Consider the following 26,104-nt stretch of genomic DNA (forward strand, 5'->3'; position numbering starts at 1 on the left):
CCTTCTGGCATCGCGTTGAGAGAGTTCAAGTGCTTTGCAGTGATGACAGCATCACGATTGCTGACGTGTCGGCCAGCCTGAAATGAAAAAGGCGCCGTTTCGCGGCGCCTTTTGCGTGAACGGTATCGGCGAAATCAGTCGCGGATGATCAGCAGGTCGGCCGCCATGAAGCGCAGCGTCACCGTTTCGCCGGCCTGCGGCGGGGTGATGCCCGGGCTGTTGAACATGTCGAAGGAGATGACGTTGCCGCCGACATTCATACGGGTGCGGATGACCGATCCCAGGAAGTGGGCCGAGACGACCTGGCCGGTTAGCGCCGTATCGCTTTTGACGTTGTCAGAGAGGGAACCGGCTTCCGGACGCAGCGCCAGCGAAATGGTTTCGCCAGCCTTGTGGGCGGCGACCGACTGCTTGAGCGTCACGCCCTGATCGCCGATCTGGATGCGGTTGGCGCCGGGGTCGATGACCTTGGCCTCGATGAGGTTCAACGTGCCGACGAAGGAGGCGACGAAGCGTGTCGCCGGCGTGTTGTAGATCTCGAAGGGCGAACCGATCTGGTCAGCCTTGCCGGCATTCATGACGACAATGCGGTCGGAGATCGACAGAGCTTCTTCCTGGTCGTGGGTGACGAAGACCGTGGTGATGCCGAGCTGCTGCTGGATCTGGCGGATTTCCTCGCGCAGCGACACGCGGATCTTGGCGTCGAGCGCGGAGAGCGGCTCGTCGAGCAGCAGCACCTGCGGCTTGACGGCAAGCGCGCGGGCAAGGGCGACACGCTGCTGCTGGCCGCCCGATAGCTGATAGGGGAAGCGGTCGGCCAGGTGATCGAGTTTGATCAGGCCGAGCATTTCCTTGACGCGGGCGTCAATCTCAGGCTTCGGCGCGCCGGCGACCTTGAGGCCGAAGGCGACATTGTCGTGCACGGTCATGTTGGGGAACAATGCATAGGCCTGGAAGACCATACCGATATTGCGCTGGTTCGGCTTCAGGGCGCTCTGGTCCTTGCCGTTGATGGTCAGCGTGCCGCCGGTCGGTGTCTCGAAGCCGGCGATCATGCGCAGAACAGTCGTCTTGCCGCAGCCTGACGGGCCGAGGAAGGAGATGAACTCACCCTTCTCGATGTTCATGTTGAAGTTCTTGACGACCTGAACCGGGCCGAAGGATTTCTGAATGTTGGTCAGTGTGAGAAAGGACATGAGCCAGTTACCTTAAGCCTTTGCCGGGCGGGCTTTACCGAAGCGGGAAACGAGGTTGAGCAGGCCCATGCTGAGCCAGGTGATCGAGAAGGCGATGACGGCGAGCGCCGAAGGCTCATAGGCCTTGTTTGCACCGACGAGCTGCAGATAGGGACCGAAAGCCGGACGGTTGAGCAGCGCGGCGAAGGTGAATTCGCCCATGACGATTGCCAGCGTGATGAAGGCGCCGGAGAGCACGCCGCTCATGACGTTGGGGAAAATGCACCTGAACATGATGGTCGTCCAGCGGGCGCCGAGACTTTCGGCCGCTTCCGTCAGCGTGCGGACGTCGATGGCGCGCATGGCGGTATCGACGGCGCGGTACATGTAGGGCAGGGACAGCGTGATATAGGAGAAGACCAGCAGGGCGTTGGTGCCGGTCGTCGAACCCGTCAGGGGCAGGTAGGACGACGAATTATACATCCTGAGGTAACCGAAGACGATGACGATCGCCGGAATGACAAGCGGCAGCAGCGTGATGAATTCGACGACGGGACGCATCTGCGGCAGGCGCAGCCGCACCCAATAGGCCGTCGGCACGACGAGCAGCATGCCGAAGACGATGGTGAATAACGCCATCAGCATGGAATAGCCGAAGGTCTCGCGGAACTGAATGTCTGAGAAGACCGATTCATAGGCATCGAGGCTGTATTCGCCGCGGCGCATGCGCAGCGAAAATTCGATCGTGCCGATCAACGGAATGACGAAATAGGATGCGCCCAAGATGACGGCGATCCAGGCCCCAAGACGTTGAGCTTTCATTTCTGCCACCGTTCGGCGCGCATGCGCAGCATGAGATAAAGGACGTTGGAGACGCCTGTAATGACGATCATGCCGAGCGCGATGGCGTAGCCGAGGTTGGCATTGTGCAGAACGTCGCCGCGGATCTGCGCATAAAGCAGGATCGGCACGATGTTCAGCGAGCTGCCGGTCAGCGCAAAGGCGGTGGCGATGGCGCCGAAGGCATTGGCGAAAAGCAGCAGCGTCGTGCCAAGCAGGCTCGGCCAGAGGATCGGAAGGGCAACCATCGTCCAATATTGGCGGTTGGTGGCGCCGAGGATCTGCGATGCCTCGCGCCATTCCTTCTTCATGCCGTCGAGGGCCGGCGTCAGGATCAGCACCATCAGCGGGATCTGGAAATACATGTAGGTGATGGTGAGGCCAAAGAAGGACAGCAGGTTGAAACCGGTGCCGTAGAGATTGAAGCCGAACCATTCGCGCAGGAAGATCGTCACAAGGCCGGTACGGCCGAGCGTTGCGAGAAAGGCGAAGGCGAGCGGCACGCCGGCGAAATTCGAGGCGACGCCGGAGAAGGTCAGCAGCGTCGAGCGCACGGAGGCGGGCAGGCCGCCGAGCACGACGGCCCAGGCGAGGAAGAAGCCGATCAGCGCGCCGCCGAGAGCGGAGGCGACCGAGACGCGGATACTGATCCAGTAAGCGCTCATGATCGATGGCGTAAAGAGATCGCCGATATTCTTCAGCGTGAAATCGCCCTCGGGCGTCAGGAATGCGCCCGCCACAAGATAGAGCGTGGGGATGATCAGGAATAGCAGGGAGAAAATGATGAAGGGTGCAATGCCCAGCCAGTCGATCACACGGTCTTTGTTGATCAAGGGGGCACTGCTCGCCATCGGCGTAGAAACGGTGCTCATGGAAAAGCTCATCCTGGGGCGTCGGAGTAACAAAACCTCCCCGCCTTGCGGCGGGGAGGCAGGAGCAGAGATTACTTGACGTTGGCGCCGACGACGGAATCCCAGTTCTTGGTGATGGCTTCCTTGCCGGCGGCCTGCTCTTCGAGCGTCGGGAAGACGGCCTTTTCGTAGGCCGCTGCCGGCGGCAGCTTGTCGAGCAATTCCTTCGGGATCTTGTTGTTCTTGGCAAGATCGTTGAAGCGGATCGGGTGGCAATAGCCCTTCAGCCAGCCGAGCTGACCTTCGTCGGAATAGAGGTATTCCATCCAGAGCTTGGCAGCGTTCGGGTGCGGAGCGAAGGCAGAAATCGCCTGAACGTAAACGCCGGCAACGACGCCGGTCTTGGGAACGACAACCTCGAACGGAGGATTGCCCTTCAGGCCTTCGCCCCAGGACATCGCGTTGTAGTCCCAGGCGACGATGATCGGCGTGGAGCCCTGCGCGAAGGGAGCAGCCTTGCCGACGACCGGCACGAAATTGCCGTTCTTGTTGAGCTCGGCGAAGAACTTCAGACCTTCTTCACCTGCCTTGGCTGCGTCACCGCCAGATGCGGAAAGACCGGCGGCATAGACGCCCTGGACAGCCTGGTTGGCCGTGCGCGGGTCGCCTGCCAGCGCGACGCTGTTTGCGTAGTCGCTCTTTTTCAGATCGGGCCAATCGGCCGGCGATTCCTTGACGAGATCCTTGTTCACGAGGAACGAGAGAACGCCGTAATAGTCGCCATACCAATAGCCTTCGGCGTCCTTGGCGGTATCCGGGATGGAATCCCAGGTAGAGACCTTATAAGGCTGGATCAGGCCGTCTTTCTTAGCGGACGGGCCAAAGGAGAGGCCGACGTCGATGACGTCAGGAGCCTGCGGGCCGGTATTGCCCTTGTTGGCCTTGATCGCTTCGATTTCGTCGCCGGAGCCGGCATCCGGGTTCAGTTCGTTGACCTCAAGACCGTATTTGGCCTTGAAGCCGGCAATGACGTCGCCGTAGCCGCACCAGTCGTGCGGAAGTGCGATGGTCGTCAGGGTGCCTTCCTTCTTGGCGGCGGCGATGAGTTCAGCGCTCGGCTCAGCGGCGGCAATCGCGGTCGAAGCCACGATCATCGCAGTAGAAAGCGACAGCAGTCGAGAAATGTTAGAGATCACTGTTGTTCTCCTTCGGGTTTTCAGTGTCTGGCGATGCTGTTAATGAGCTTACATGAAGCTTGTATGACGTTTGGATGACGTTCATTTCACCCTGAATATCAGGCCTTTGCGACAAATATTCTATTTGCGACAGCGCGGTCTGTTTCCGTGAAAATCCGTCATTGTCTTTCTTCTGTTTAGTCTTGTCCTCCTAACCCGGTTTACGGAAAAGCCTGGTCTGCTCAAACAGGCCTTCCAGCGTCTTCATGCGCTCCTTCGTCTCGTCCCAGGTCGAATTCTGAACGGCCTCGATCAGCGCTTCGACGATGAACAGGGTGACGACGGAGGAATCCCAGGCCGATGGCGCTTCGATCCGGACGCGGAAGGTATGTCTGGCGAGCTTGGCCGCGGGCGAGCCCCACTGGTCGGTGAAGACGACGATCTCGGCGCCGCGTTTGCGGGCGGCGGTGGCAAGGCTCACCATTTCCTGCTCGTAGCGGCGGATGTCGAAGATGATCAGGATGTCGCCGGCATTCATGTTGAGGACATATTGCGGCCAGCTGCTGGAATTCGACGACAGCAGCGTCGTTGCTGGCCGGATCACCTGCATGTGGGTGAAGAAATACTCGGCAAGCGCGCCGGTGATGCGGCCGCCGACGAAATAGAGGCCGCGTTTGCGGTCGGAGAGCAGCGAGGCGACGCTGTCGAAAGTCGCGGTGTCGAGATCGGTCAGCGTCTGGCGCAGATTGCCCATGATGGCATCGGCAAAGCGATTGAGGATATGGGTGCCCGGCGCGTTCTGCGCCCAGCGATCGTGCTTGGCGATGGGGTTCGAGATCGTCGCCTCGACCTCCTGATGCAGATGCGCCTGAAAGTCCGGATAGCCCTTGAAGCCGAGTTTCTGCACCATGCGCACGACGGTCGGCGTCGAGACGCCGGCATTCTCGGCGATCGTGGTGATGCTGCCGAGACCGGAAACCGGATAATTGTCGAGAAGGCTTTCGGCCAACTGCTTCTCGGCGCGCGTCAGCACCCCCAAATGCGAATGTATGACGTCCGAAACCGTCTTCGACGCAACTGTCACGTAACTATGCTCCCCGGGATGGTCTGGCGCCACTTTCCCACTCAAAGTTAACAACGCTGTCATAATCCATGTCAACTACTGTCATGAAAAGAAATTTTCAGTCGATGCTTGACAGTCATCGAAACCTGAAGAATTCTTTTCTTATAAGAATTTATTAATGGATAAGGAGTGGCGCTTTTGGTGCTGGCTCGACCGAACATCCTCAGCGAAGCGGACGGCGACTGCGTCGGGATCGAGCGCATCCGTGGCGGGAGCCCGGTGCTCTTCGTCTGTGAGCATGCCTCCAGCACTCTTCCTGAACGTTTCGGTGATCTCGGTCTTTCGCGTGAAGCGCTCTCCAGCCATATTGCTTGGGATCCAGGCGCACTTGCGGTTGCCCGCATCCTATCCGACGCCCTTGACGCGACGCTCATCTATCAGCGGTTTTCACGGTTGATCTATGATTGCAACCGCCCACCCAGCTCGCCGGGGGCGATGCCCGAGACAAGCGAGATCTATGCCATTCCCGGTAACAAGGATTTGACCGCGGAAGAGCGGCTGGCGCGCACCGAGGCGCTCTACGTGCCTTTTCACGATGCCGTTCGTGGATTGATCCGTGACCGTCGGGCGCGGGGCCAAGACAGCATCATCGTGACGATGCACAGTTTCACGCCGGTCTATCACGGCCGAGAGCGGGCCGTCGAACTCGGCATATTGCACGACAAGGACAGTCGGCTGGCCGACGGCATGCTGAAAGCTGCCGCTGAGGCACCGCTCTTCAGGACGGAACGCAACGAGCCTTACGGACCCGAGGATGGCGTAACCCACACGCTGATCCTGCACGGGCTTTCGAACGGGATTCGCAATGTTATGATCGAGGTCCGAAACGATCTCATCGCAAACGATGCCGGCCAAAGGGTCATGGCCGACTATCTAAAGGGGCTGCTCCAGCAAAGCCTGGACGCCCAATAAAAAGACCCGAGGGAGCAGTCTAACTGCGAACGTCTGTACGGCGCAAATGCCGCGGACAATTGGCACTGAACCGGCCCGCAATCCCGCGGCCGATCGTGAACAGGGGGAAGTCATGTCGGATTATACCGAACTGGACAAGAAGCAGGATGTGCACATCCTGCATTCCATGGGCTATGCCCAGGAACTCGAACGACGCATGAGCTCGTTCTCGAATTTTGCCGTATCATTCTCCATCATCTGCATTCTGTCCGGCGGCATCAATTCGCTGGCGCAGGCGACCTCCGGTGCCGGCGGAGCGGCCATCGGCATCGGCTGGCCGATCGGGTGCTTCATCTCGCTGGTCTTCGCCGTTGCCATGGCGCAGATCAGCTCCGCCTATCCGACGGCCGGTGGGCTCTATCACTGGGGTTCGATCCTCGGCAACCGCTTCACCGGCTGGCTGACCGCATGGTTCAACCTGCTCGGGCTCGTCACCGTGCTCGGCGCCATCAATGTCGGCACCTACTATTTCTTCATGGGCTCCTTCGGCACCACCTATCTCGGGCTGACGGATTCGACGGTAGTACGCATCGTCTTCCTCGTCATCATCACCGGTGCGCAGGCGCTCGTGAACCACATGGGCATCGGGCTGACAGCGAAGCTGACCGACTTTTCGGGCTATCTCATCTTCGCGAGCTCGATTGCGCTGGCAGTCGTCTGCCTTCTCGCGGCACCCTCGTATGAATTCGGCCGTCTCTTCACCTTCGCCAACTATTCCGGCGAAGTCGGCGGTAACGTCTGGCCCTCCACCTCGGGTACCTGGGTCTTCCTGCTCGGTCTGCTGCTGCCGATCTACACCATCACCGGCTATGACGCCTCCGCGCATACGTCGGAAGAGACCGTCAAGGCTGCTGAATCGGTCCCGCGCGGCATGGTCGCGTCGGTGCTGTGGTCGGCGCTTTTCGGTTATATCATGCTGTGCGCCTTCGTCCTGATGCTGCCGAACATGGACGATGCGGCAAAGCAGGGCTGGAACGTGTTCTTCTGGGCGATGGACAGCCAGGTCAACCCGATCGTCAAGGACATTCTCTACCTCGCCATCCTGGTCAGCCAGTGGCTGTGCGGTCTTGCGACCGTCACCTCGGTCTCTCGCATGATCTTCGCCTTCTCGCGTGACGGCGGTCTGCCGGCATCGAAGGCATTGTCGAAGGTCAGCCCGCAGTACCGCACGCCGGTAGCTGCGATCTGGACAGGCTCGATCTTATCGGTCCTGTTCGTCTGGGGCTCTTCGCTCGTTTCGATCGGCGACACGCCGGTCTACACGATCGTCGTCTCGTGCACCGTCATCTTCCTGTTCTTCTCCTTCGCGATTCCGATCACGCTCGGCCTCTTCGCCTGGGGTACATCGAAGTGGGACAAGATGGGTCCGTGGAACCTCGGCGAAGGCGTCTTCAAGCTCTTTGCCGTGCTGACGATCATCGCGATGATCCTGATCTTCATTCTCGGCATTCAACCTCCGAATGAATGGGCGCTCTATATCACCGTCGGCTTCCTCGTGGTCACCGGGATCGTCTGGTTCGGCTTCGAAAGCCGGCGCTTCAAGGGGCCGCCGATCGGCGCCGAAGTGGCAAAGCGTCAGGCCGAGATCGCGGCCGCCGAAGCGGCGGTCGGCGAGAGCGGCGAAAAGTAAGCATCGAGGCTTCCCTCTCAAATGGCGGGGCCGCATCCTGCGGCCCCATCACCGGTTCAACGAAAAGGCATCGGGCTGGGAGGTCCGGCCGAGCGTATGCGATTTCGTTGCCCCGATTTTCTCAATCCCAATTCAGGCGGATCAATCATGAGCAGCTACACGATCGACGATCTCAGGAAGGATGTTGCCGAAGGGCGCATCGACACGGTTCTGGCCTGCCAGGTGGACATGCAGGGCCGGCTGATGGGCAAGCGGTTCCAGGCGGAGTATTTCATCGAGAGCGCCTGGAAGGAAACGCACAGCTGCAACTACCTGATTGCCACGGACATGGAGATGGAGACGGTCTCCGGCTACAAGGCGACGAGTTGGGAGAAGGGTTACGGCGACTACACCATGAAGCCGGATCTGGCGACGCTGCGCCGCATTCCCTGGCTCGAAGGCACCGCGCTGGTGCTCTGCGACGTGCTCGACCATCATACGCATGAGGAGGTCGCCCACTCGCCGCGCGCGATCCTGAAGAAGCAGGTGAAGCGCCTCGAAGATATGGGCATGAAGGCCTATATGGCCTCCGAACTCGAGTTTTTCCTGTTCGACCAGACCTATGAGGCGGCACAGGCCTCGGGCTACCGCAACCTCAAGCTCGCCAGCGCCTATAACGAGGACTACCACATCTTCCAGACCACCAAGGAGGAAGAGGTGATGCGGGCGATCCGCACCGGGCTGCAAGGCGCCGGCATCCCGGTCGAGAACTCCAAGGGCGAGGCTTCGGCCGGCCAGGAAGAGATCAACGTGCGCTACGCCGATGCGCTCGCCATGGCCGACCGGCACGCGATCATCAAGAACGGCTGCAAGGAGATCGCCTGGTCGAAGGGCAAGGCCATCACATTCCTCGCCAAGTGGAACTACAACGCCGCCGGCAGTTCCTCGCACATCCACCAGTCGCTCTGGAGCCTGGAGGAGAAGCCGCTTTTCTTCGACCATACCGGCAAATATGGCATGTCGCCGCTGATGCACAATTACGTCGCCGGGCTTCTCGCCCATGCGAGCGAGATCACCTATTTCCTGGCGCCCTACATCAACTCCTACAAGCGCTTCATGGCCGGTACCTTTGCGCCGACCAAGGCGATCTGGAGCAAGGACAACCGTACCGCCGGCTATCGGCTCTGCGGCGAGGAGACCAAGGGAATCCGTATCGAGTGCCGCGTCGGCGGCTCCGATCTCAATCCCTATCTCGCCTTCGCCGCGCTGCTTGCGGCCGGCATTGACGGCATCGAGAACAAGCTGGAGCTCGAAGCCCCCTTCGTCGGCGACGCCTATGGCGGCAAGGGTGTCCGCGAAATCCCGCGCACGCTGCGCGCAGCCACGATTGAGATGACGGAATCGGCAATGCTGCGCAAAGCCTTCGGCGACGACGTTATCGACCATTACACCCGTACTGCCGAATGGGAGCAGGAAGAATACGATCGCCGTATCACCGACTGGGAAGTGGCGCGCGGTTTCGAAAGAGCTTAATAGGCAATCAGAGGCGGCTTGCCCCTCACGCTAACCGTTGCCGGGGTCGAGCCACTGGTCTCGACCCGTCCTTCGGACCCCCGCTTGCGGGGAGAGGGGACGTGCCCTGTGCGGGGTTTGCGGTTGGGGAAAACGGTGCTGTGTATTCCCTTCTCCCCGCGAGCGGGGAGAAGGTGCCGGCAGGCGGATGAGGGGCTATGGCCCTCGACGAAATTTTTGATCAATACGAGGACGGAAATCGATCATGGCAATGATCCAATGCATTTCACCGGTTGACGGGTCGGTCTATGCCGAACGCGCCGCACTTTCTCTCGATGCCGCCAAGGATGTGGTGGCGCGCGCCCGCAAGGCGCAGAAAGCCTGGGCGAAACGGCCGCTCGAAGAGCGCGTGCAGCTGGTGCTGAAGGGTGCTGCGCGGCTGAATGAGATGTCTGATGTCGTCGTCCCGGAGCTTGCCTGGCAGATGGGCCGGCCGGTCAAGTATGGCGGCGAATACAAAGGCTTTAACGAGCGCTCCAACTATGTCGCCTCCATCGCGGCGGACGCGCTGGCGCCTCTCGTCGTCGAGGAGAGCGAGCGTTTCGAGCGCCGCATCGAGCGCGAAGCCCATGGCGTCGTCTTCGTCGTCGCGCCGTGGAACTATCCCTATATGACGGCGATCAACACGATCGCGCCGGCGTTGATGGCCGGCAATACCGTGGTGCTGAAACATGCCTCGCAGACGCTTCTTGTCGGCGAACGGCTGGTGCAGGCCTTCATCGAGGCCGGCGTTCCCGAGGATGTGTTCCAGAACGTCTTTCTCGACCATGAGACCACGTCGGCGCTAATTGCCGCCGGCAGCTTCAATTTCGTCAATTTCACCGGATCGGTCGAAGGCGGGCGGTCGATGGAGCGGGCGGCCGCCGGCACCTTCACCGGCCTCGGTCTCGAACTCGGCGGCAAGGATCCGGGTTATGTCATGGAAGACGCCGATCTTGATGCGGCCGTCGATACGCTGATGGACGGCGCGACCTACAATTCCGGCCAGTGCTGCTGCGGCATCGAGCGCATCTATGTGCATAAATCGCTCTATGACGCCTTCGTCGAGAAATCGGTTGCCTGGGTGTCGAACTACAAGCTCGGCAATCCGCTCGATCCCGATACGTCGCTCGGGCCGATGGCAAATAAGCGCTTCGCCAAGGTGGTGCGCGAGCAGATTACTGACGCGGTTTCCAAGGGCGCCAAGGCGCTTGTCGATCCCAAGCTTTTCCCTCAGGATGACGGCGGCGCCTATCTCGCACCGCAGATCCTCGTCAATGTCGACCACTCCATGGCCTTCATGCGCGAAGAGACTTTCGGTCCGGCAGTCGGCATCATGAAGGTGAAGGGCGACGAGGAGGCACTCGCTTTAATGAACGACAGCCAGTACGGGCTGACGGCCTCGCTCTGGACCAGGGATGTCGAGCGGGCAGCGCGGCTTGGCCGCGCAATCGAAACCGGCACCGTTTTCATGAACCGCGCGGATTATCTCGACCCGGCGCTTTGCTGGACCGGCGTCAAGGAGACCGGCCGCGGTGGCTCGCTGTCGATCATCGGCTTCCAAAATCTGACGCGTCCGAAATCTTTCCATCTGAAGAAGGTCACAGCATGAGCAGCAACATCACCGCAAACTGGAGCTATCCGACATCGGTCAAGCTCGGCCGGGGCCGCATCACGGAACTGGCCGACGCCTGCAAGAGCCTCGGCATCAAGAAGCCACTGCTCGTCACCGACCGCGGCCTCGCCTCGATGGCGATCACCAAGACTGCGCTCGATATCCTCGAAGATGCCGGTCTCGGCCGGGCGATCTTCGCCGATGTCGATCCGAACCCCAATGAGAAGAACCTCGACGCCGGCGTCAAGGCTTTCAAGGACGGCGGACATGACGGTGTTGTCGCCTTCGGCGGCGGCTCCGGCCTCGATCTCGGCAAGTGCGTCGCCTTCATGGCCGGTCAGACGCGGCCGGTCTGGGACTTCGAAGATATTGGCGACTGGTGGACGCGTGCGAGCCTCGAGGGCATCGCCCCGATCGTCGCGGTGCCGACAACGGCCGGCACCGGTTCGGAAGTCGGGCGTGCCAGCGTCATCACCAATTCCGAAACCCATGTGAAGAAGATCATCTTCCATCCGAAGTTCCTGCCTGGCGTCGTCATCTCCGATCCGGAACTGACGGTCGGCATGCCGAAGATCATCACGGCCGGCACGGGCATGGACGCCTTTGCCCATTGCCTGGAGGCTTATTCCTCGCCCTTCTATCACCCGATGTCGGCCGGCATCGCGCTTGAAGGCATGCGGCTCGTCAAGGAGTTCCTGCCGCGCGCCTATAGGGAAGGCACAGACCTCGAAGCCCGTGCCAATATGATGTCTGCGGCCGCCATGGGCGCGGTTGCCTTCCAGAAGGGGCTCGGCGCCATCCACGCGCTGTCGCACCCGATCGGCGCCGTCTACAACACCCATCACGGCATGACCAATGCAGTCGTGATGCCGGCAGTGCTGCGCTTCAATCGCAAGGCGATCGAGGAGAAGATCGGCCGCGCCGCCGCCTATCTCGGCATTTCGGGCGGTTTCGACGGCTTTTACGACTATGTGCTGAAGCTCCGCTCCGAACTCGGGGTGCCGGAGACGCTGTCGGCGATGGGAATCGCGCCTGATCGTATCGATGAATTGTCGGCCATGGCGATCGAAGATCCGAGCGCCGGCGGCAACCCGGTCGCAATGACGCTCGAAAATACCAAAACTCTGTTCAAGGACTGCTTCTGACAATACGAGCGGACCAACTGACTGGCCGGAAAACCTTGGTTTTCCGGCCTTTTTTCATTCCGGCGGCATCCCCAATTTTAGGGATGTGAAAAATACCGGCTGCAATTTCGCCGCGCGTGTTTGGAATTTGTTAACCATGATTAGAAAGGATGGATTAACCGCACGATGCTCCCGAGGGTGCGTAAAAGAGCGATTCCGGCTCGCACCATCTCCTTCCGAGGACCGAACATGCCTGTCATCACATTCGCAAATACCAAGGGCGGCGCCGGCAAGACGACCGCTGTTCTCCTGCTCGCCACCGAGCTTGCCCGCAAAGGCTATCGCGTCACCATTCTCGACGCCGATCCGCAGCACTGGATTTCGCGCTGGCACGAAATATCGGGTCATGTTCCCAATCTTTCGGTGATCGATTTCGTGACCACCGCCTCGCTGCCGCAGCATATCAGCGAGAACAAGCACAATACCGACTATTTCATCGTCGACCTGCCGGGTGCGCGCAATCCGCTGCTTGCGACAGCCGTCGGCCTTTCCGACCATGTGCTGATCCCGATCCAGGGCTGTGCGATGGATGCACGCGGCGGCGCGCAGGTGCTCGAGCTGCTGCAATATCTGGACGAGAAGGCCGGCATCAAGATCGGCCATTCGGTGGTGCTCACCCGCGTCAACTCGATGGTGACGACGCGGGCGCTGCAACTCGTCAAGTCGCTACTCAGCGAACGGCATGTGCCGGTGCTGGACACCGCAATTATCGAACGCTCCGCCTTCCGCGACATCTTCGACTGTGGCGGCACGCTGCACACGATCGACCCCACGCGCGTCAGCAATCTCGACAAGGCGCGTGAAAACGCCACCTGTTTTGCCGAGGAAATGATGCGCAAGCTGCCGGTCAGGCTGACCGCCTCCGCCCGCATGGGAAACCCGCTGGTCCGCTCGGCGGCCTGATTTCCCCGTGATGAAACGAAAAGGCCGCCGGAGCGATCCGGCGGCCTTTTCTATCAGCGAAATGAAGCGGCTCAATCGACGAATTCGACCGTGACGCCCGGCTTGACCATCTTGGCCAGTTCGGTGGCATCCCAGTTGGTCAGTCGGATGCAGCCGTGGCTCTGGGTGCGGCCGATCTTCGAAGGCTCGGGCGTGCCGTGGATGCCGTAGGTGGGCTTGGAAAGCGCCATCCAGACGGTGCCGACGGGGCCGTTCGGGCCGGGCGGGATGTTGAGGATCTTGTCGTTTGCGCCCTGTTGGAAATTGATCTTCGGATTATAGGTGTAACCGGGATTGAGGGCGACACGCTCGACATTTACCAAGCCCGACGGAGAGGGAGTGTCGGTGGAGCCGATCGATGCCGGATAGGCGGCGAGGAGATTGCCGGCGCCGTCATAGGCGAAGACCTGCTTGCGGCCCTTGTCGGCGATGATGCGAGCGACTTCACCGGTCTTCGGCTCGCCGGGATTGACGACCTTGATCACCGTGCCTGGAACGCTGAAATCGGCGCCGGGGTTCATCTCCTTGAGGAAGGCTTCATCCATATGGAAGCGCTCGGCCAGCATTTCGGTGGTCGAGGTATAGGCAAGCGACGGCAGCAGCGCCTTCTGCGAATAATCTTCCGGGATCTGGGCGACGAAGGGACCGGCGGCATCGGCCGGCGTGATCGTGTAGCTGACGACGGGCAGGCCGCCGTTCAAGCGCAGCTCTTCGAGAATGGCATCGGTGTCGTTGGGATCGAGCTTCGACCCGGTCATCTGGTCATAGGCATAGATGCCCTTGGTGACGTTCGAGCCCATATGGCCGTCGATGACGCCGGGGGAGATGCCGGCGCGATCGAGGAAGACCTGCAGCGCGACGATCTCCGGCTTCGACTTGTTCTTCAGCGTGATGACGGGCTCTTCGGGTGCGGCCTTCGGCTGATCGGCAGGCGGGATCTGCTGGTCGGGGTCGATCGAGGCGTAGTCGTCGCCGGGCTGCGGATTGCCGATGCTGTTGTCATCAGGATAGGGCTGGTCGTCGAGCGGCTGCCGTTCGATCGCGGCATCGCGTGGAACGCCGCCGGTCACGGCGCCGCGCTCGGAATAACGCGTATCGCCATAGGGATTGTTGTCGGAATAATAGGGGTCGTTGCCGCCCTGGTCGTTATAGACTTCGCGCGGGCCGGGTCGCGGCGGATAATAGCCGCGGGCGCGCATCTCGGTGGCAACGACGTTGCCGTAGTCGTCGATCAACACACGATTGCCGCTGCGGTCGCGAGCATAGATATAACCTGCTGGTACATAGTCGAGGATTTCGCCGGTCGGCGTCACGAGCACGATATCGCTCTGGCGGCGATCGCGGAATTGCTGCGCGCCTGCCTCCGGCGCTGCAGCTGCAAGCGCAGCCAGGACGGCCGTAAGGCAAAATGCCGATCTCAAAAAGCGATTCACGTCTCACACCTCGAACAGTGACTGGGCAGACACACACCTGCGAATTTTGACGCTAGTGTGGAATTTATGAAAGCGTACTGAACAAAATATGAAAATCACTAAGATTTCCTTTTACTCATAAACGTTTGCGCCCTTCTGTCCGTTCCGCAAAATCCACGGTTGCTGCAAAAACACAAGATGAGAGCGGCGGCGATTGACGAATGGAGGCGTGAAACCTAACGCTACAGGCCGATAATTCCCTCAAGGAGACCGTGATGATCGAATTTGCCGCCGCAAGCGGGCCGCGCCTGATGCTGGACCAAACATCGGTGCTGGATATCGGCGGATGCATCGTCGACGGCGTCGATATCGCGCCGAAACGCGCCATTCCCGACGACGGCGATCCGCGAATCGATCACTCGCTCGAAGGCTTCCTCTTTACCTGCGGGCCGGATCACATCCGCCACCGTCAGCCGATTCCCGACCGGGGCGACGGCAAAGTCTATCCGCTGCACGGATCGGCCTCTGGCCATGCGGCAAAGGTGCTGTGGACGAAATTCGAGAACGGCAATGCCGAATGTCGCGCCGATATCGACATCACCACTGTCGAAGGACTGCCGCAGCGCATCGAACGGCTGTGGCGGATCGACGGGGCGACGGGCGAGGTGCTGCTCGAAGACCGGGTCGTCAATACCAGCGATCGGACGGTGCCGACCTTCCTGATGTATCACATGAACGTTGGCGGCAAATGGCTGGACGACGGCACGCGGCTCGAAGGCCGGATGCTGGAGAATGGTGGTTTCCCCTGGGCATTCGGCGAGGAGCCGGGCGGCATCTTCTGCGTCGCGGCGCCGGCGGTGGAGGAAGGTTTCGCGGAGGTCCGCCTCGGGCCGATCGCCGCAATCGGCGGCAGGACGCTCAGCGTGCGTTTCCGCGCCGACACGCTGCCCTATCTTCAGGTCTGGCGGAACCAGAAGCCGCCGGCCCATATCATCGGCATCGAGCCGGTGTCGCATCGCTGGGTGCTGCGCGACGAGCTCGAGGCAGCCGGTGAGTTCAACATGCTGGCGCCAGGCGAGAGCCGCAGCTATGCGCTGACCTTTACCTTTCTGTGAGCGAAGTGTTGTTGACGCTGGCAGACCTCCGTCGTAGACCTTCACCCCACGATTTTTGAGGAGACAAGACGATGGATATTCGCCAGATCGACGATGAATATTCGGTTTCGGGCCAGATCACGCTCGAGGAACTCGACGAGATCAAGGCGCTGGGGTTCAAATCGATCGTCTGCCACCGTCCCGACCACGAAAGTCCCGACCAGACGTCGTTTTCCGTCATCGAGGCGCGCGCCAAGGAGATCGGCCTCGAGATCGCCCACGTGCCTGTCGGGCCGATGGGCGTGACCGAAGAAGCCGTGCAGGGCATGGTCGACGCGCTCGACGAATTCCCGCGGCCGATGTTGGGCTATTGCCGTTCCGGCGCACGCTCGACGGCGATTTACCAGAAGACCCACCATATCCGTAACTGAGCCCCATTCCCGGGCGCAGATTTTCCGGCGCTGACCTTCAGCGCCGCCACCTTCCATTCACTCAGGAGACTATGATGAGCATTAAGCGTATCGACGTCGGCGCGCGCATGAGCGGCGCCGTCATTCACGGCAACACGGTCTATCTCGCGGGCCAGGTCGGCGAGGGCGAAAGCGTCACCGATCAGTGCAAGTCCTCGCTTGCCGAAGTCGACCGCCTGCTGGCTGCATCAGGCAGCAACAAGTCGAAAATCCTGCAGACGATCATCTACCTTGCCGACATCGCCGATTTCGCCGAGATGAACGCCGTCTGGGAAGGCTGGATCGATCCTGCCAATCCGCCGGCCCGCGCCACCAGCGAAGCCAAGCTCGCTGCGCCGAAATACAAGGTCGAGTTCATCGTCACGGCGGCCATCGACTGAAGTCGCAGCGTCCCTATCCTTCAAGGCCGGTGAGTTTTCTCACCGGCTTTTTGTTTGCGCGATTTCCGAGAGCGTACGCGTCGGCGTGATCGCCTCAGGATCGAGCTTGACTTCGATGATCGAGGGTTTGCCGCTGGCGCGCGCCCGCTCGAAGGCCGGGGCGAATTCGTCCGTCCTTTCCACCGTCTCGCCATGGCCGCCATAGGCGCGGGCAAGGGCTGCGAAGTCGGGATTGGTCAGATCGGTGCTGCTGACACGACCCGGATATTCACGCTCCTGGTGCATGCGGATGGTGCCGTAGATGCCGTTGTTGACGACCACCGCGATGATCGGCAGATCGTGGCGGATGGCGGTGGCGAATTCCTGGCCGTGCATCAGGAAGCAGCCGTCGCCGGCAAAGCAGATGACCTCGCGCTCGGGAAAGAGACGCTTGGCGGCAACGGCGGCCGGCAGGCCGTACCCCATCGAGCCGGAGGTGGGGGCGGCTTGAGTGTTGAAGCGCCGGAAACGATGGAAGCGATGCACCCAGGTGGCGTAGTTGCCCGCACCATTGGTGAAAATCGTCTCCGGCTTCGTATTGGCCTCCAGCCATTCCATGATCGGCCCCATGTGGACGGCACCTGGCCCGGTCGCCGGCGGGGTCGACCAGGTGAGATAGGCCTGGTGCAGGCGCGCGGTGCGCTCGGTCCAGTGCGGTTCGGCCGGCGCTTCCAGGTCGGCGAGTGCTGCGACGAAATCGGCCGGCGCGGCGCAGATGGCAAGATCCGGGCGGTAGATGCGGCCAAGCTCGGAAGCGTCGGGATGGATGTGCACCAGCGATTGCTGGGGGTAGGGGATATCGATCAGCGTATAGGACGAGGACGGCATTTCCGACATGCGGCCGCCGAGGAGGATCAGCAGGTCGCTCTCCTTAATCTCCTTTGCCAATGCCGGATTGATGCCGATGCCGACATCGCCGGCATAAGAGGGATGGAGGTGATCGAACAGCATCTGCCGGCGGAAGGAGCAGCCGACGGGGAGCTGGAAACGCTCGGCGAAGCTCTGAAAATCGGCGACGGCATCGGCATCCCAGCGCGTGCCGCCAAGGATCACCATCGGCCGCTCGGCCTTCAGCAGCCTTATATAGAAATCGTCGATCTGCCGGCGGCCGGGATGGGCCTCGACATTGGCATAGTGCCTGGCGCGGGGTGCCTCGACCTCGTCGCGCAGCATGTCTTCCGGCAGCGTCAGCACGACCGGGCCGGGACGGCCGGAGGTGGCGACCGCAAAGGCGCGGGTGACGAATTCGGGAATACGGGCGGCATCGTCGATCTCGCCCACCCACTTGGCGAATTCGGTGAAGGCGCGGCGGAACTCGACCTCCTGGAAGGCCTCGCGCTCGCGTGCTTCCCGCTGCACCTGGCCGATGAACAAGATCATCGGGATCGAGTCCTGCTTGGCGATGTGCAGGCCGGCGGAAGCGTTGGTGGCGCCGGGGCCGCGAGTCACCATGCAGATGCCGGGTTCGCCGGTCAGCCTGCCCCAGCAATCCGCCATCATCGCCGCGCCCCCCTCCTGGCGGCAGACGAGAACGTCGATATCGCTGTCACGCAGCGCATCGAGAACGGCGAGGAAGCTCTCGCCGGGAACGCAGGAAAGCCGCTTGACGCCATTCGCCTTCAGCGCCTCGACGATCAGTTCTCCGCCGGTCTTCTTCATGACAATGCCTTCTTCATGATGATCTCTCCCCATCACGCTCAGCGAGTTCCGCCAGAATTTCCGCCTGGTGTTCGCCGAGGCGCGGGCTCGGCCTGTCATAACGCAGCGGCGTCTCCGACAGTACGACAGGCGTCCTCACTCCGGGGATCACGGTGCCGGCGGCGTCCGCAAGATCGATGCGCAGGCCGCGGGCCTGCACCTGCGGATCGGCGAACATTTCCTCGATCGTGTTGATTGCGCCTGATGGAACGGCATTCTCCTCGCAGGCCTTCAAGAGATCCGCCTTCTGCCATTTCAGCGTTTCGGTGGAGATGAGGCGGCGCACCTCGCCGCGATTGCCGACCCGAGCCTTGTTGGTGGCGAAACGCTCGTCGCAGGCCACGGTCTCCAGGCCGAGGAGGGTGCAGAGGCGACGGAACTGGCCGTCATTGCCGACCGCGAGGATGAGATAACCGTCCGCCGTCGGCACGACCTCATAGGGCGAGATATTGGGATGGGCATTGCCAAGGCGGGTCGGTGCGGCGCCGGAGACGAGGTAATTCATGTTCTGATTGGCGAGCACGGCCGATTGCACATCGAGCAGGGCCATGTCGATCAATTGGCCTTCGCCCGATTTGAGGGCGTGGATCAGGGCGGCTTCGATTGCCGAGACGGCATAGATGCCGGTGAAGATATCGGCGATGGCGACACCCGCCTTCATCGGCTGGCCGCCCGGTTCGCCGGTGATCGACATGAAGCCCGACATGCCCTGGACGATGTAATCATAGCCGGCGAGGCTGGCATAGGGGCCGGTCTGGCCGAAGCCGGTGATCGAACAATAGACGAGCTTCGGGTTGATCTTGCGCAGGCTGTCGTAATCGAGCCCGTATTTGACGAGGCCGCCGAGCTTGAAATTCTCGATCAACACATCGGCGGTGGAAACGAGGCGGCGGACGAGATCCTGGCCTTCGGGGCTTTTCAGGTCGGCGGTGACGGAGCGCTTGCCGCGATTGGCGGCGTGGTAATAGGCGGCCGAGAGGTTCTCGCCATCGGCGCCCTCGACGAAGGGCGGCCCCCATTGGCGCGTGTCGTCGCCGCCCTCGGGATTTTCGACCTTGATGACGTCGGCGCCGAGATCGGCGAGCATCTGTCCCGCCCAGGGGCCGGCGAGCACGCGGGCAAGCTCGATCACCCGGATTCCGACAAGCGGCGGCTTCTTCGTCACGGTCTCTGTCATGTTCCTCCCGGCAATGTCTACGGCGCCATCGTCACCTCAGATGTATCGGATACAGGCTTTGAAGCAAAGCGGCGCTCGCGCCAGAGGATGTAGATGCCCGATGCCACGATGATGGCAATGCCGAGCCATTTGACGGCATCCGGAAAGTCGCCGAAGACCAGCCAGGCGAAGATCGTCGCCGAGACGATCTCGAAATATTGCAGCGGCGCCAGCGTCGAGGCCGGTGCTGCGCGATAGGCGTAGACGCCGACGATGCCGGTGATTGCGGCCATGGCGCCGACGCCGGCGACATAGAACCAGGCGCGGCCTTCCGGCATGACGGGATCGAAGAGGTCGGAACCGGTTCCCTGACCGAGGAAAAGCAGGAGGACGCAGAAGAGCAGGCCCCAGATGCTCATCTGGAACTGCATCGACCAGGGGTCTTCCCTGCGCGAGAGGGCGCGGGTCATCAGCACGAAGATGGCGATGCAGAGCGCGCTGACGACAGGCAGAAGCGCGATGTAGCCGACCTCTTCGAAACTTGGCTGAATGATCAGCATCGCCCCGAAGAAGCCGACGCCGCAGGCGGTATAACGTCGCCAGCCAATCGTCTCCTTCAGGAAGATGCCGCCGAGGATCGTCACCATGATCGGCTCGACGAAGAAGATCGCGATCGCGTCGGCGACCGCCATATATTTCAGCGTGGTGACGAAGGAGATCATCGAGATGGTGATGATCGCGCCGCGGATGGCATGGAAGAGGCTCTGGCGCCAGGCGAAATCGGCGAAGCTGCGCCGCCATATCACAAGCGGCAGCATGCAGAGCGCCTGGACGACGAAACGGCCGGCGGTGATCTCCCCGGATGGCACGGTGGTGATGGCAAGCTTGGCGAAGATATCGATGAGCGGCGAGACCATCACCGAAAGAACCATCAGCGCAAGCCCCGTCGTCACGTCGGAGGCGGACGAAACGGGGCGGGCGGAGGTGCTGCTCATGATGAAATCCCCGTACTCAGCATATTGGTCGCTCAGGATCTTGCGACCACCTCGTCGCACCAGTCGGCGAAAGCTGCGATCGCCGCATCCGCGCCGATCTCATTCAGCGTCTCGTGTCGCAAGTCCTGATATATCTGAGTGCTGATACGGGAGAAGCCCAGGCCTTTCAAATGGTTTGACAGCCAGAGCACGGCTTTTCCCCGCTCCGTCGCCGGGTCTTCTCCGCCGCCGACCAGATGAACCGGCATATCGCGCGGCAGCCGGTCGAGATGGATTTTCTGCGGTCCGCGGAAGGTCAGCTCGAAGAGATCGAGCCAGAGAGAGACCGACGCGTCGAAGCCGCAAAGCGGATCGGCGACATATTTGTCGACTTCATCAGGTCTGTGCGACAGCCAGTCGAACTCGGTGCGGCGGCCGGGAATGGATTTGCCCCAGGCGCCGAAGGTGAGCTTCGGCAGCAGGCCGCTCGGCACGTCGGAGCCCTTCAGCATGCGCTCGGCCAGCAGGATCGCCTGGGCGGCGCGGCCGGCGAGGCCGACGGCGAAATTCGAATTCCAGACGGCGACGGCGTCGAAGTCGGCCGGAGCGGTGACGGCTGCATTGAGGGCGATGAGGCCGCCCATCGAATGGCCGAAGAGGATGATCGGCAGGCCGGGATGGCGGGATGCCGCATGGCCGCGCATGGCGATGAGGTCGCCGATCACCCTTTCGACGCCACCTCGTCGGGCGAAGCGGCCGATCGGCGCATCGGGCGCCGTCGTTTCGCCGTGGCCGCGGTGATCATGGGCATAGACATGATAGCGGCGCGCCGCCATCGTCTCGGCAAAGGCGCGATAGCGTTTCGAATGTTCGGCGAGGCCATGCGATATCAACAGGATGCCGCGGGCCGGACCAGCAGCTTCAGCATGGTGATAAGCCAGCGACGCCCCCGCTACGGCGAGCTTCTGCGTTTCAGCAAACATATGGATCCTCCCTGCGGCAACAGACCAGATTGCCTGATAAAAGCAACATGGGGGTTTGGTTTATCCGATAACAAAATACGACGTTGCTGCGATTCAGGGTTGCGCCCGTTTGAGCTTCATGCTTATTTGTTCCCGTATTGTTCTTTTGGGGGTTGAAATGAGCAGCATGCAATTGCGTACCCTGGCGTTTGCCTTGTCGATGGTTGTTTCCGGCGCCGCTACGGCCCAGGAGGGCGGTGGGCGCACCCGTTTCATTCTGGCGGCGAGCTGGCAGCCCACCTTCTGCCAGACGAACCAGAAAAAGGCCGAATGCGCGACGCAGGCCGTGGAGCGCCATGATGCGACGAACTTCTCGTTGCACGGGCTCTGGCCGATGCGCCAGGATTATTGCGGTGTCAGCGCCGACCAGAAGGCCGCCGATAAGGATGGCAACTGGAACACATTGCCGGAGGTCGTGCTTTCGGCCGAGACGAAGACGGCTCTGGCAAAAGCGATGCCCGGCACGCAATCCGGCCTGGAACGGCATGAATGGACGAAGCACGGCACCTGCACGAAAATGAGCGCGGACGACTATTTCGGCGTCGGCGTGCATCTGGTCGGCGCGCTCAACGCCTCGGCGGTGCGCGAGCTCTTCGCCGCCAATATCGGCAAGCCTGTCAAGGCCGAGGCGATCAAGGCGGCTTTCGACAAGAGCTTCGGGCCTGGCGCCGGCGACCGCGTTAAGATGAGCTGCCGGCGGGCCGGCAATATCCGGATGATCAGCGAGCTGACGATCGGGCTTTCGGAAGCCGCCGGGGCGGTATCGGCGAAAAGTGCCGGGCTTGCCGATCTGATCCAGGGCGCGGGAAAAACCTCCTTCGGCTGCGACGAAGGTGTGGTCGACGCTGCGGGCTTTTGACCGGAAATCCGGAGTAAACCGGGTTTCGGCGTTGCCCGCAGGCGCTGTTTCGCCTACATAGCGGCACAATCGAAGTTTCCCGCCCGGAGCAGCGCAGTATGGCACGTCAGTTCATCTATCATATGTCCGGCCTCAACAAGGCCTATGGCAACAAGAAGATCCTGGAGAACATCCATCTTTCTTTCTACCCCGATGCCAAGATCGGTATCCTCGGACCGAACGGCGCGGGTAAATCCACCGTGTTGCGCATCATCGCGGGCCAGGACAAGGAGTATACCGGCGAAGCCTGGCTCGCCGAAGGTGCGACGGTCGGCTACCTCGAGCAGGAGCCGCACCTCGATCCCAACAAGACGGTGTTCGAGAACGTCATGGAGGGCGTTGCCTCGAAGACGGCGATCGTGGATCGCTACAATGAATTGATGATGAACTATTCCGACGAGACCGCGGAAGAGGGCGCCAAGCTTCAGGACGTCATCGACAGCCAGAACCTCTGGGACCTGGAAAGCCAGGTCGAAATGGCGATGGAAGCGCTGCGCTGCCCGCCGCGCGATTCCGATGTCACCAGCCTATCCGGTGGTGAGCGCCGCCGCGTCGCGCTCTGCCGCCTGCTGCTGTCGCAGCCGGATCTGCTGCTGCTCGACGAACCGACCAACCATCTCGACGCCGAAACCATCGCCTGGCTCGAAAAGCATCTGCGCGACTATCCGGGCGCCGTGATGATGATTACCCACGATCGCTACTTCCTGGACAACGTCACCGGCTGGATCCTCGAACTCGACCGTGGCCGCGGCATTCCCTACGAAGGCAACTACTCGGCCTATCTGCAGGCGAAAGCCAAGCGCATGCTGCAGGAAAATCGCGAAGAAGCATCGCGCCAGAAGGCGATCAGCCGCGAGCAGGAATGGATCGCTTCCAGCCCGAAGGCCCGCCAGGCCAAGTCCAAGGCGCGTATCAAGTCCTACGAGCAGCTGGTGGATGCCGCCGAAAAACAGCGTCCCGGCGATGCACAGATCATCATCCCGGTCAGCGAGCGCCTCGGCCAGGTGGTCATCGAGATGGAAGGCATCACCAAGGGCTTCGAGGGCCGGACGCTGATCAATGACCTGTCGATCAAGCTGCCGCCGGGCGGCATCGTCGGCATCATCGGCCCGAACGGCGCCGGCAAGACGACGCTGTTCAGGATGATCACCGGCCAGGAAAAGCCGGATGGCGGCTCGATCCGCATCGGCGAGACCGTGCATCTCGGCTATGTCGACCAGAGCCGCGACGCGCTCGCGGCCGACAAGACGGTCTGGGAGGAAATCTCCGGTGGCGCCGAAATCATCAAGCTCGGCAAGTTCGACATGAACTCCCGCGCCTATTGCGGCGCGTTCAACTTCAAGGGTGGCGATCAGCAGCAGAAGGTCGGCAATCTCTCCGGTGGTCAGCGCAACCGCGTTCACCTCGCCAAGATGCTGAAGGCCGGCGGCAACGTTCTGCTGCTCGACGAACCGACCAACGACCTCGATACCGAAACGCTGGGTGCGTTGGAAAACGCGCTGGAGAATTTCGCCGGCTGCGCCATCATCATCAGCCACGATCGCATGTTCCTCGACCGTCTGGCGACGCATATTCTCGCTTTCGAAGGCGATGGCCATGTCGAATGGTTCGAAGGCAACTTCGAGGATTATGAACAGGACAAGGTGCGCCGCCTTGGTCCCGATGCCCTCAACCCGGGCAGCCAGGCCCATAAGCGCCTGACGCGCTGATCCATCTTTTTTCCTTGCGAAAGCCCCGGTTCGGCCGGGGCTTTTTCATGTCGATCTCTGTCGCAATTTGAGCAGGCAATTTCGCGGAGAGTGCGAATTGTCGCTTGCCACGGCATTTCAAATCACATAAAGATATCTTTATATCTTGATTGGATCGAAGATGAGCGAACCTCTGAAGCTTGGACTGGATGCGCTGGTAGACGTCTTGAAGGCGGCTGGCGAACCCACGCGCCTGCGTCTTCTGGCTCTTCTTGACGGTGGCGATCTGACGGTGACCGATCTTACCGAAATTCTCGGCCAATCCCAACCGCGCATCTCCCGTCACCTGAAGCTGCTCGGCGAGGCCGAACTGATCGAACGATACCAGGAGGGTGCCTGGGCCTATTTCCGTCTCAAGCAGGACGGCAAGGCGGCCTTGCTGGTGCGGGCGCTGCTGAAGCATGTCTCCGAGAACGATCCGACCATCCTTCGCGACGGCGAGCGGCTGTCGCAGGTCAAGCGCCAGCGGGCCGAGCGGGCGCAGGCCTATTTCAGTCGCAACGCGGCCGAATGGGACGAGCTTCGCCGCCTACATGCCGCCGATGAGGAAGTCGACGCCGCCGTCATCCGGCTGCTCGGCAACCAGCCGATCGATTCGCTGCTCGATCTCGGCACCGGCACGGGCCGCATCCTCGAACTGCTGTCCGGGCTTTACCGCCGCGCCATCGGTGTCGATGCCAGCCGCGACATGCTGAGCGTGGCGCGCGCCAATCTCGACAAGTCCCGCATCACCAAGGCCACCGTGCGCCATGCCGATATCCTGAACCTGCCGTTCGAGGGGCAGGATTTCGACCTGGTGACGATCCACCAGGTGCTGCATTTCTTCGATCAGCCGGAAATTGCCATCGCGGAAGCGGCGCGCATGCTTCGGCCGGGCGGCCGGCTGGTGGTCATCGACCTGGCGCCGCACACGCTCGAATATCTCCGCGACGAACATGCGCATGTCCGTCTCGGCTTTTCGCACCAGGCGATGTCCGACTGGCTGCGCAAGGCCGGGCTCGACGTCGAGCAGGCCGTCGATCTTCATCCGGGTCAGCAAAGCGGGCAGGGCTTGACGGTCACCGTCTGGCTCGCGCGCGATCCGAGGCGCCTCATGGCTTCGCAGACGAACGAAGGCGCCGAACCTACATTTGCCGGGAGGATATGACATGGCTTTGAAAAACGAAGCACGCGGCCGCAACATCAGGATCTCGTTCGAATTCTTCCCGCCGAAATCGGAAGAGATGGAAGGGCAGCTCTGGCATACTGTCAGCCAGTTGCAGGATTGGGACGCGGATTTCGTGTCGGTGACCTATGGCGCCGGCGGCACCACCAAGGCGCCGACGCTGTCGACCGTCACGCGTTTCCTGTCGCAGACGCCGTTTGCCACCGCCTCTCATCTCACCTGCGTCGGCGCGACGAAGGAGGAGACGCATCAGGTGGTCGACACCTTCCGCAAAGTCGGCGTGACGCATTTCGTGGCGCTGCGTGGCGATGCGCCCGGCGGCGCCGGCGCGCCCTACCAGCCGCATCCCGGCGGTTACGCCAATGCGGCGGAGCTGGTGGCCGGCCTCAGGGAAATCGGCGATTTCGAGATTTCGGTCTCCGCCTATCCGGAAAAACACCCGGAAAGCCGCGATACGGCCGCCGATATCGACATGCTGAAGCGCAAGGCCGACAATGGCGCCAACCGGGCGCTGACGCAGTTCTTCTTCGACAACGACAATTTCGAGCGTTACCTGGAGCGGGTGCGCGGCGCCGGCATCTCGATCCCTGTTGTGCCCGGCATCATGCCGATCCAGAACCTGACGCAGTTGAAGCGTTTTGCTGGGGCCTGCGGCACGATCATCCCCGCCTTTCTCGACGAGCGCTTCGCCGGCTTTGACGACAAGCCCGAGGAGCGGGCGAAGGTGGCAGCCGATGTCGCTGCCGAGCAGATCGAGGATCTCGTCCGGCGTGGCATCCATGATTTCCATCTCTATACGATGAACCGTGCGCCGCTGGTTTCCGCCGTGCTCGACAATCTCGGCGTGTCGCGCCGGGAAACAAAAAGTGCGGGCGCAGCCGCCTGATCCTTTCGGGATGTTCAAAAGTAAAAGCGCATGTCGGGCGGGACATGCGCTTTTTCGTTGGCGGATTGATCAGCTACTGGGGAGTTTAGGCACTATCAGTCGTTACGCTTTCGTCGGCCGGCTCAGATGAAGAGCATGGACAAAAC

23 protein-coding genes are annotated in these 26,104 nt (G+C 61.4%); 13 read left to right on the forward strand and 10 right to left on the reverse strand.

The window, feature by feature from the left end; all coding sequences use genetic code 11:
* Positions 1-134: 134 nt before the first annotated feature.
* From FHX10_RS02460 to FHX10_RS02480, 5 genes are all read right to left on the reverse strand, one after another.
* Complete coding sequence (locus FHX10_RS02460; RefSeq protein ID WP_028755809.1) at positions 135-1,196, reverse strand: ABC transporter ATP-binding protein; 1,062 nt, start codon at positions 1,194-1,196, stop codon at positions 135-137.
* Positions 1,197-1,208: 12 nt separating this feature from the next.
* Positions 1,209-1,997 (reverse strand): ABC transporter permease, encoded by a 789-nt coding sequence (locus FHX10_RS02465; protein ID WP_029867940.1) that lies wholly within the window; start codon positions 1,995-1,997, stop codon positions 1,209-1,211.
* Complete coding sequence (locus FHX10_RS02470; RefSeq protein WP_028755810.1) at positions 1,994-2,887, reverse strand: ABC transporter permease; 894 nt, start codon at positions 2,885-2,887, stop codon at positions 1,994-1,996. Before FHX10_RS02470 ends, FHX10_RS02465 begins: the two co-directional genes overlap by 4 nt.
* A gap of 71 nt (positions 2,888-2,958) precedes the next feature.
* Positions 2,959-4,062 (reverse strand): ABC transporter substrate-binding protein, encoded by a 1,104-nt coding sequence (locus FHX10_RS02475; protein WP_028755811.1) that lies wholly within the window; start codon positions 4,060-4,062, stop codon positions 2,959-2,961.
* A 190-nt stretch (positions 4,063-4,252) separates the two neighbouring features.
* Entirely contained in the window at positions 4,253-5,125 is an 873-nt protein-coding gene (locus FHX10_RS02480) for a MurR/RpiR family transcriptional regulator (protein ID WP_028755812.1), read from the reverse strand.
* 177 nt (positions 5,126-5,302) lie between these two features.
* Here FHX10_RS02480 and FHX10_RS02485 point away from each other — a divergent pair, with 177 nt between their 5' ends.
* From FHX10_RS02485 to FHX10_RS02510, 6 genes are all read left to right on the forward strand, one after another.
* The gene (locus tag FHX10_RS02485; protein WP_028755813.1) at positions 5,303-6,076 is read left to right on the forward strand and encodes an N-formylglutamate amidohydrolase; all 774 of its coding nucleotides are present in this window, start codon (positions 5,303-5,305) and stop codon (positions 6,074-6,076) included.
* 112 nt (positions 6,077-6,188) lie between these two features.
* Positions 6,189-7,745 carry an amino acid permease gene (locus FHX10_RS02490; protein ID WP_184389086.1) on the forward strand — a complete coding sequence of 519 codons (1,557 nt, stop codon included), beginning with the start codon at positions 6,189-6,191 and terminating at the stop codon, positions 7,743-7,745.
* 147 nt (positions 7,746-7,892) lie between these two features.
* Positions 7,893-9,257 (forward strand): glutamine synthetase family protein, encoded by a 1,365-nt coding sequence (locus FHX10_RS02495; RefSeq protein WP_028755815.1) that lies wholly within the window; start codon positions 7,893-7,895, stop codon positions 9,255-9,257.
* Between the two features lie 244 nt (positions 9,258-9,501).
* Positions 9,502-10,887 carry an aldehyde dehydrogenase family protein gene (locus tag FHX10_RS02500; RefSeq protein WP_028755816.1) on the forward strand — a complete coding sequence of 462 codons (1,386 nt, stop codon included), beginning with the start codon at positions 9,502-9,504 and terminating at the stop codon, positions 10,885-10,887.
* On the forward strand, positions 10,884-12,035 hold the full coding sequence (locus FHX10_RS02505; protein ID WP_029867941.1) for an iron-containing alcohol dehydrogenase: 1,152 nt from the start codon (positions 10,884-10,886) through the stop codon (positions 12,033-12,035). Before FHX10_RS02500 ends, FHX10_RS02505 begins: the two co-directional genes overlap by 4 nt.
* A gap of 228 nt (positions 12,036-12,263) precedes the next feature.
* A complete protein-coding gene (locus FHX10_RS02510) occupies positions 12,264-12,977 on the forward strand; it encodes a ParA family protein (protein WP_028755818.1) in 714 nt (237 codons plus the stop codon).
* Between the two features lie 71 nt (positions 12,978-13,048).
* Here FHX10_RS02510 and FHX10_RS02515 read toward each other — a convergent pair whose 3' ends face one another.
* Positions 13,049-14,449 carry a L,D-transpeptidase gene (locus tag FHX10_RS02515; RefSeq protein ID WP_183844621.1) on the reverse strand — a complete coding sequence of 467 codons (1,401 nt, stop codon included), beginning with the start codon at positions 14,447-14,449 and terminating at the stop codon, positions 13,049-13,051.
* A gap of 254 nt (positions 14,450-14,703) precedes the next feature.
* Here FHX10_RS02515 and FHX10_RS02520 point away from each other — a divergent pair, with 254 nt between their 5' ends.
* The 3 genes from FHX10_RS02520 (at position 14,704) to FHX10_RS02530 (ending at position 16,372) form a co-directional block, all read left to right on the forward strand.
* Entirely contained in the window at positions 14,704-15,543 is an 840-nt protein-coding gene (locus tag FHX10_RS02520) for an aldose 1-epimerase family protein (protein ID WP_183844622.1), read from the forward strand.
* A 71-nt stretch (positions 15,544-15,614) separates the two neighbouring features.
* On the forward strand, positions 15,615-15,953 hold the full coding sequence (locus tag FHX10_RS02525) for a TIGR01244 family sulfur transferase (protein ID WP_047610991.1): 339 nt from the start codon (positions 15,615-15,617) through the stop codon (positions 15,951-15,953).
* A gap of 74 nt (positions 15,954-16,027) precedes the next feature.
* Positions 16,028-16,372 (forward strand): RidA family protein, encoded by a 345-nt coding sequence (locus FHX10_RS02530; RefSeq protein WP_028755822.1) that lies wholly within the window; start codon positions 16,028-16,030, stop codon positions 16,370-16,372.
* A gap of 39 nt (positions 16,373-16,411) precedes the next feature.
* Here FHX10_RS02530 and FHX10_RS02535 read toward each other — a convergent pair whose 3' ends face one another.
* The 4 genes from FHX10_RS02535 to FHX10_RS02550 are packed head-to-tail and all read right to left on the reverse strand — an operon-like array spanning position 16,412 to position 21,222.
* Entirely contained in the window at positions 16,412-18,070 is a 1,659-nt protein-coding gene (locus tag FHX10_RS02535; RefSeq protein WP_029867943.1) for a thiamine pyrophosphate-binding protein, read from the reverse strand.
* Between the two features lie 13 nt (positions 18,071-18,083).
* Positions 18,084-19,286 carry a CaiB/BaiF CoA-transferase family protein gene (locus FHX10_RS02540; protein WP_183844623.1) on the reverse strand — a complete coding sequence of 401 codons (1,203 nt, stop codon included), beginning with the start codon at positions 19,284-19,286 and terminating at the stop codon, positions 18,084-18,086.
* 17 nt (positions 19,287-19,303) lie between these two features.
* Positions 19,304-20,260, reverse strand: coding sequence for a DMT family transporter (locus tag FHX10_RS02545; protein WP_183904878.1), 957 nt, complete (start codon positions 20,258-20,260; stop codon positions 19,304-19,306).
* Positions 20,261-20,292: 32 nt separating this feature from the next.
* Positions 20,293-21,222, reverse strand: a complete 930-nt coding sequence (locus FHX10_RS02550; protein ID WP_183844625.1) for an alpha/beta fold hydrolase — start codon at positions 21,220-21,222, stop codon at positions 20,293-20,295.
* Positions 21,223-21,379: 157 nt separating this feature from the next.
* Here FHX10_RS02550 and FHX10_RS02555 point away from each other — a divergent pair, with 157 nt between their 5' ends.
* The 4 genes from FHX10_RS02555 to metF all read left to right on the forward strand — a co-directional run bounded on the left by FHX10_RS02555 (position 21,380) and on the right by metF (position 25,958).
* Positions 21,380-22,120: a ribonuclease T2 family protein gene (locus FHX10_RS02555; protein ID WP_183844626.1), complete on the forward strand. Its 741-nt coding sequence runs from the start codon at positions 21,380-21,382 to the stop codon at positions 22,118-22,120.
* Positions 22,121-22,218: 98 nt separating this feature from the next.
* Positions 22,219-23,868: an energy-dependent translational throttle protein EttA gene (gene ettA, locus FHX10_RS02560; protein ID WP_028755828.1), complete on the forward strand. Its 1,650-nt coding sequence runs from the start codon at positions 22,219-22,221 to the stop codon at positions 23,866-23,868.
* Positions 23,869-24,028: 160 nt separating this feature from the next.
* A complete protein-coding gene (locus FHX10_RS02565; RefSeq protein ID WP_183844627.1) occupies positions 24,029-25,054 on the forward strand; it encodes an ArsR/SmtB family transcription factor in 1,026 nt (341 codons plus the stop codon).
* A gap of 1 nt (position 25,055) precedes the next feature.
* On the forward strand, positions 25,056-25,958 hold the full coding sequence (gene metF / locus FHX10_RS02570; RefSeq protein ID WP_028756318.1) for a methylenetetrahydrofolate reductase [NAD(P)H]: 903 nt from the start codon (positions 25,056-25,058) through the stop codon (positions 25,956-25,958).
* Positions 25,959-26,104 lie beyond the last annotated feature (146 nt).

This window comes from Rhizobium sp. BK591 (assembly GCF_014195045.1).
Classification (GTDB): Bacteria; Pseudomonadota; Alphaproteobacteria; order Rhizobiales; family Rhizobiaceae; genus Rhizobium; species Rhizobium anhuiense.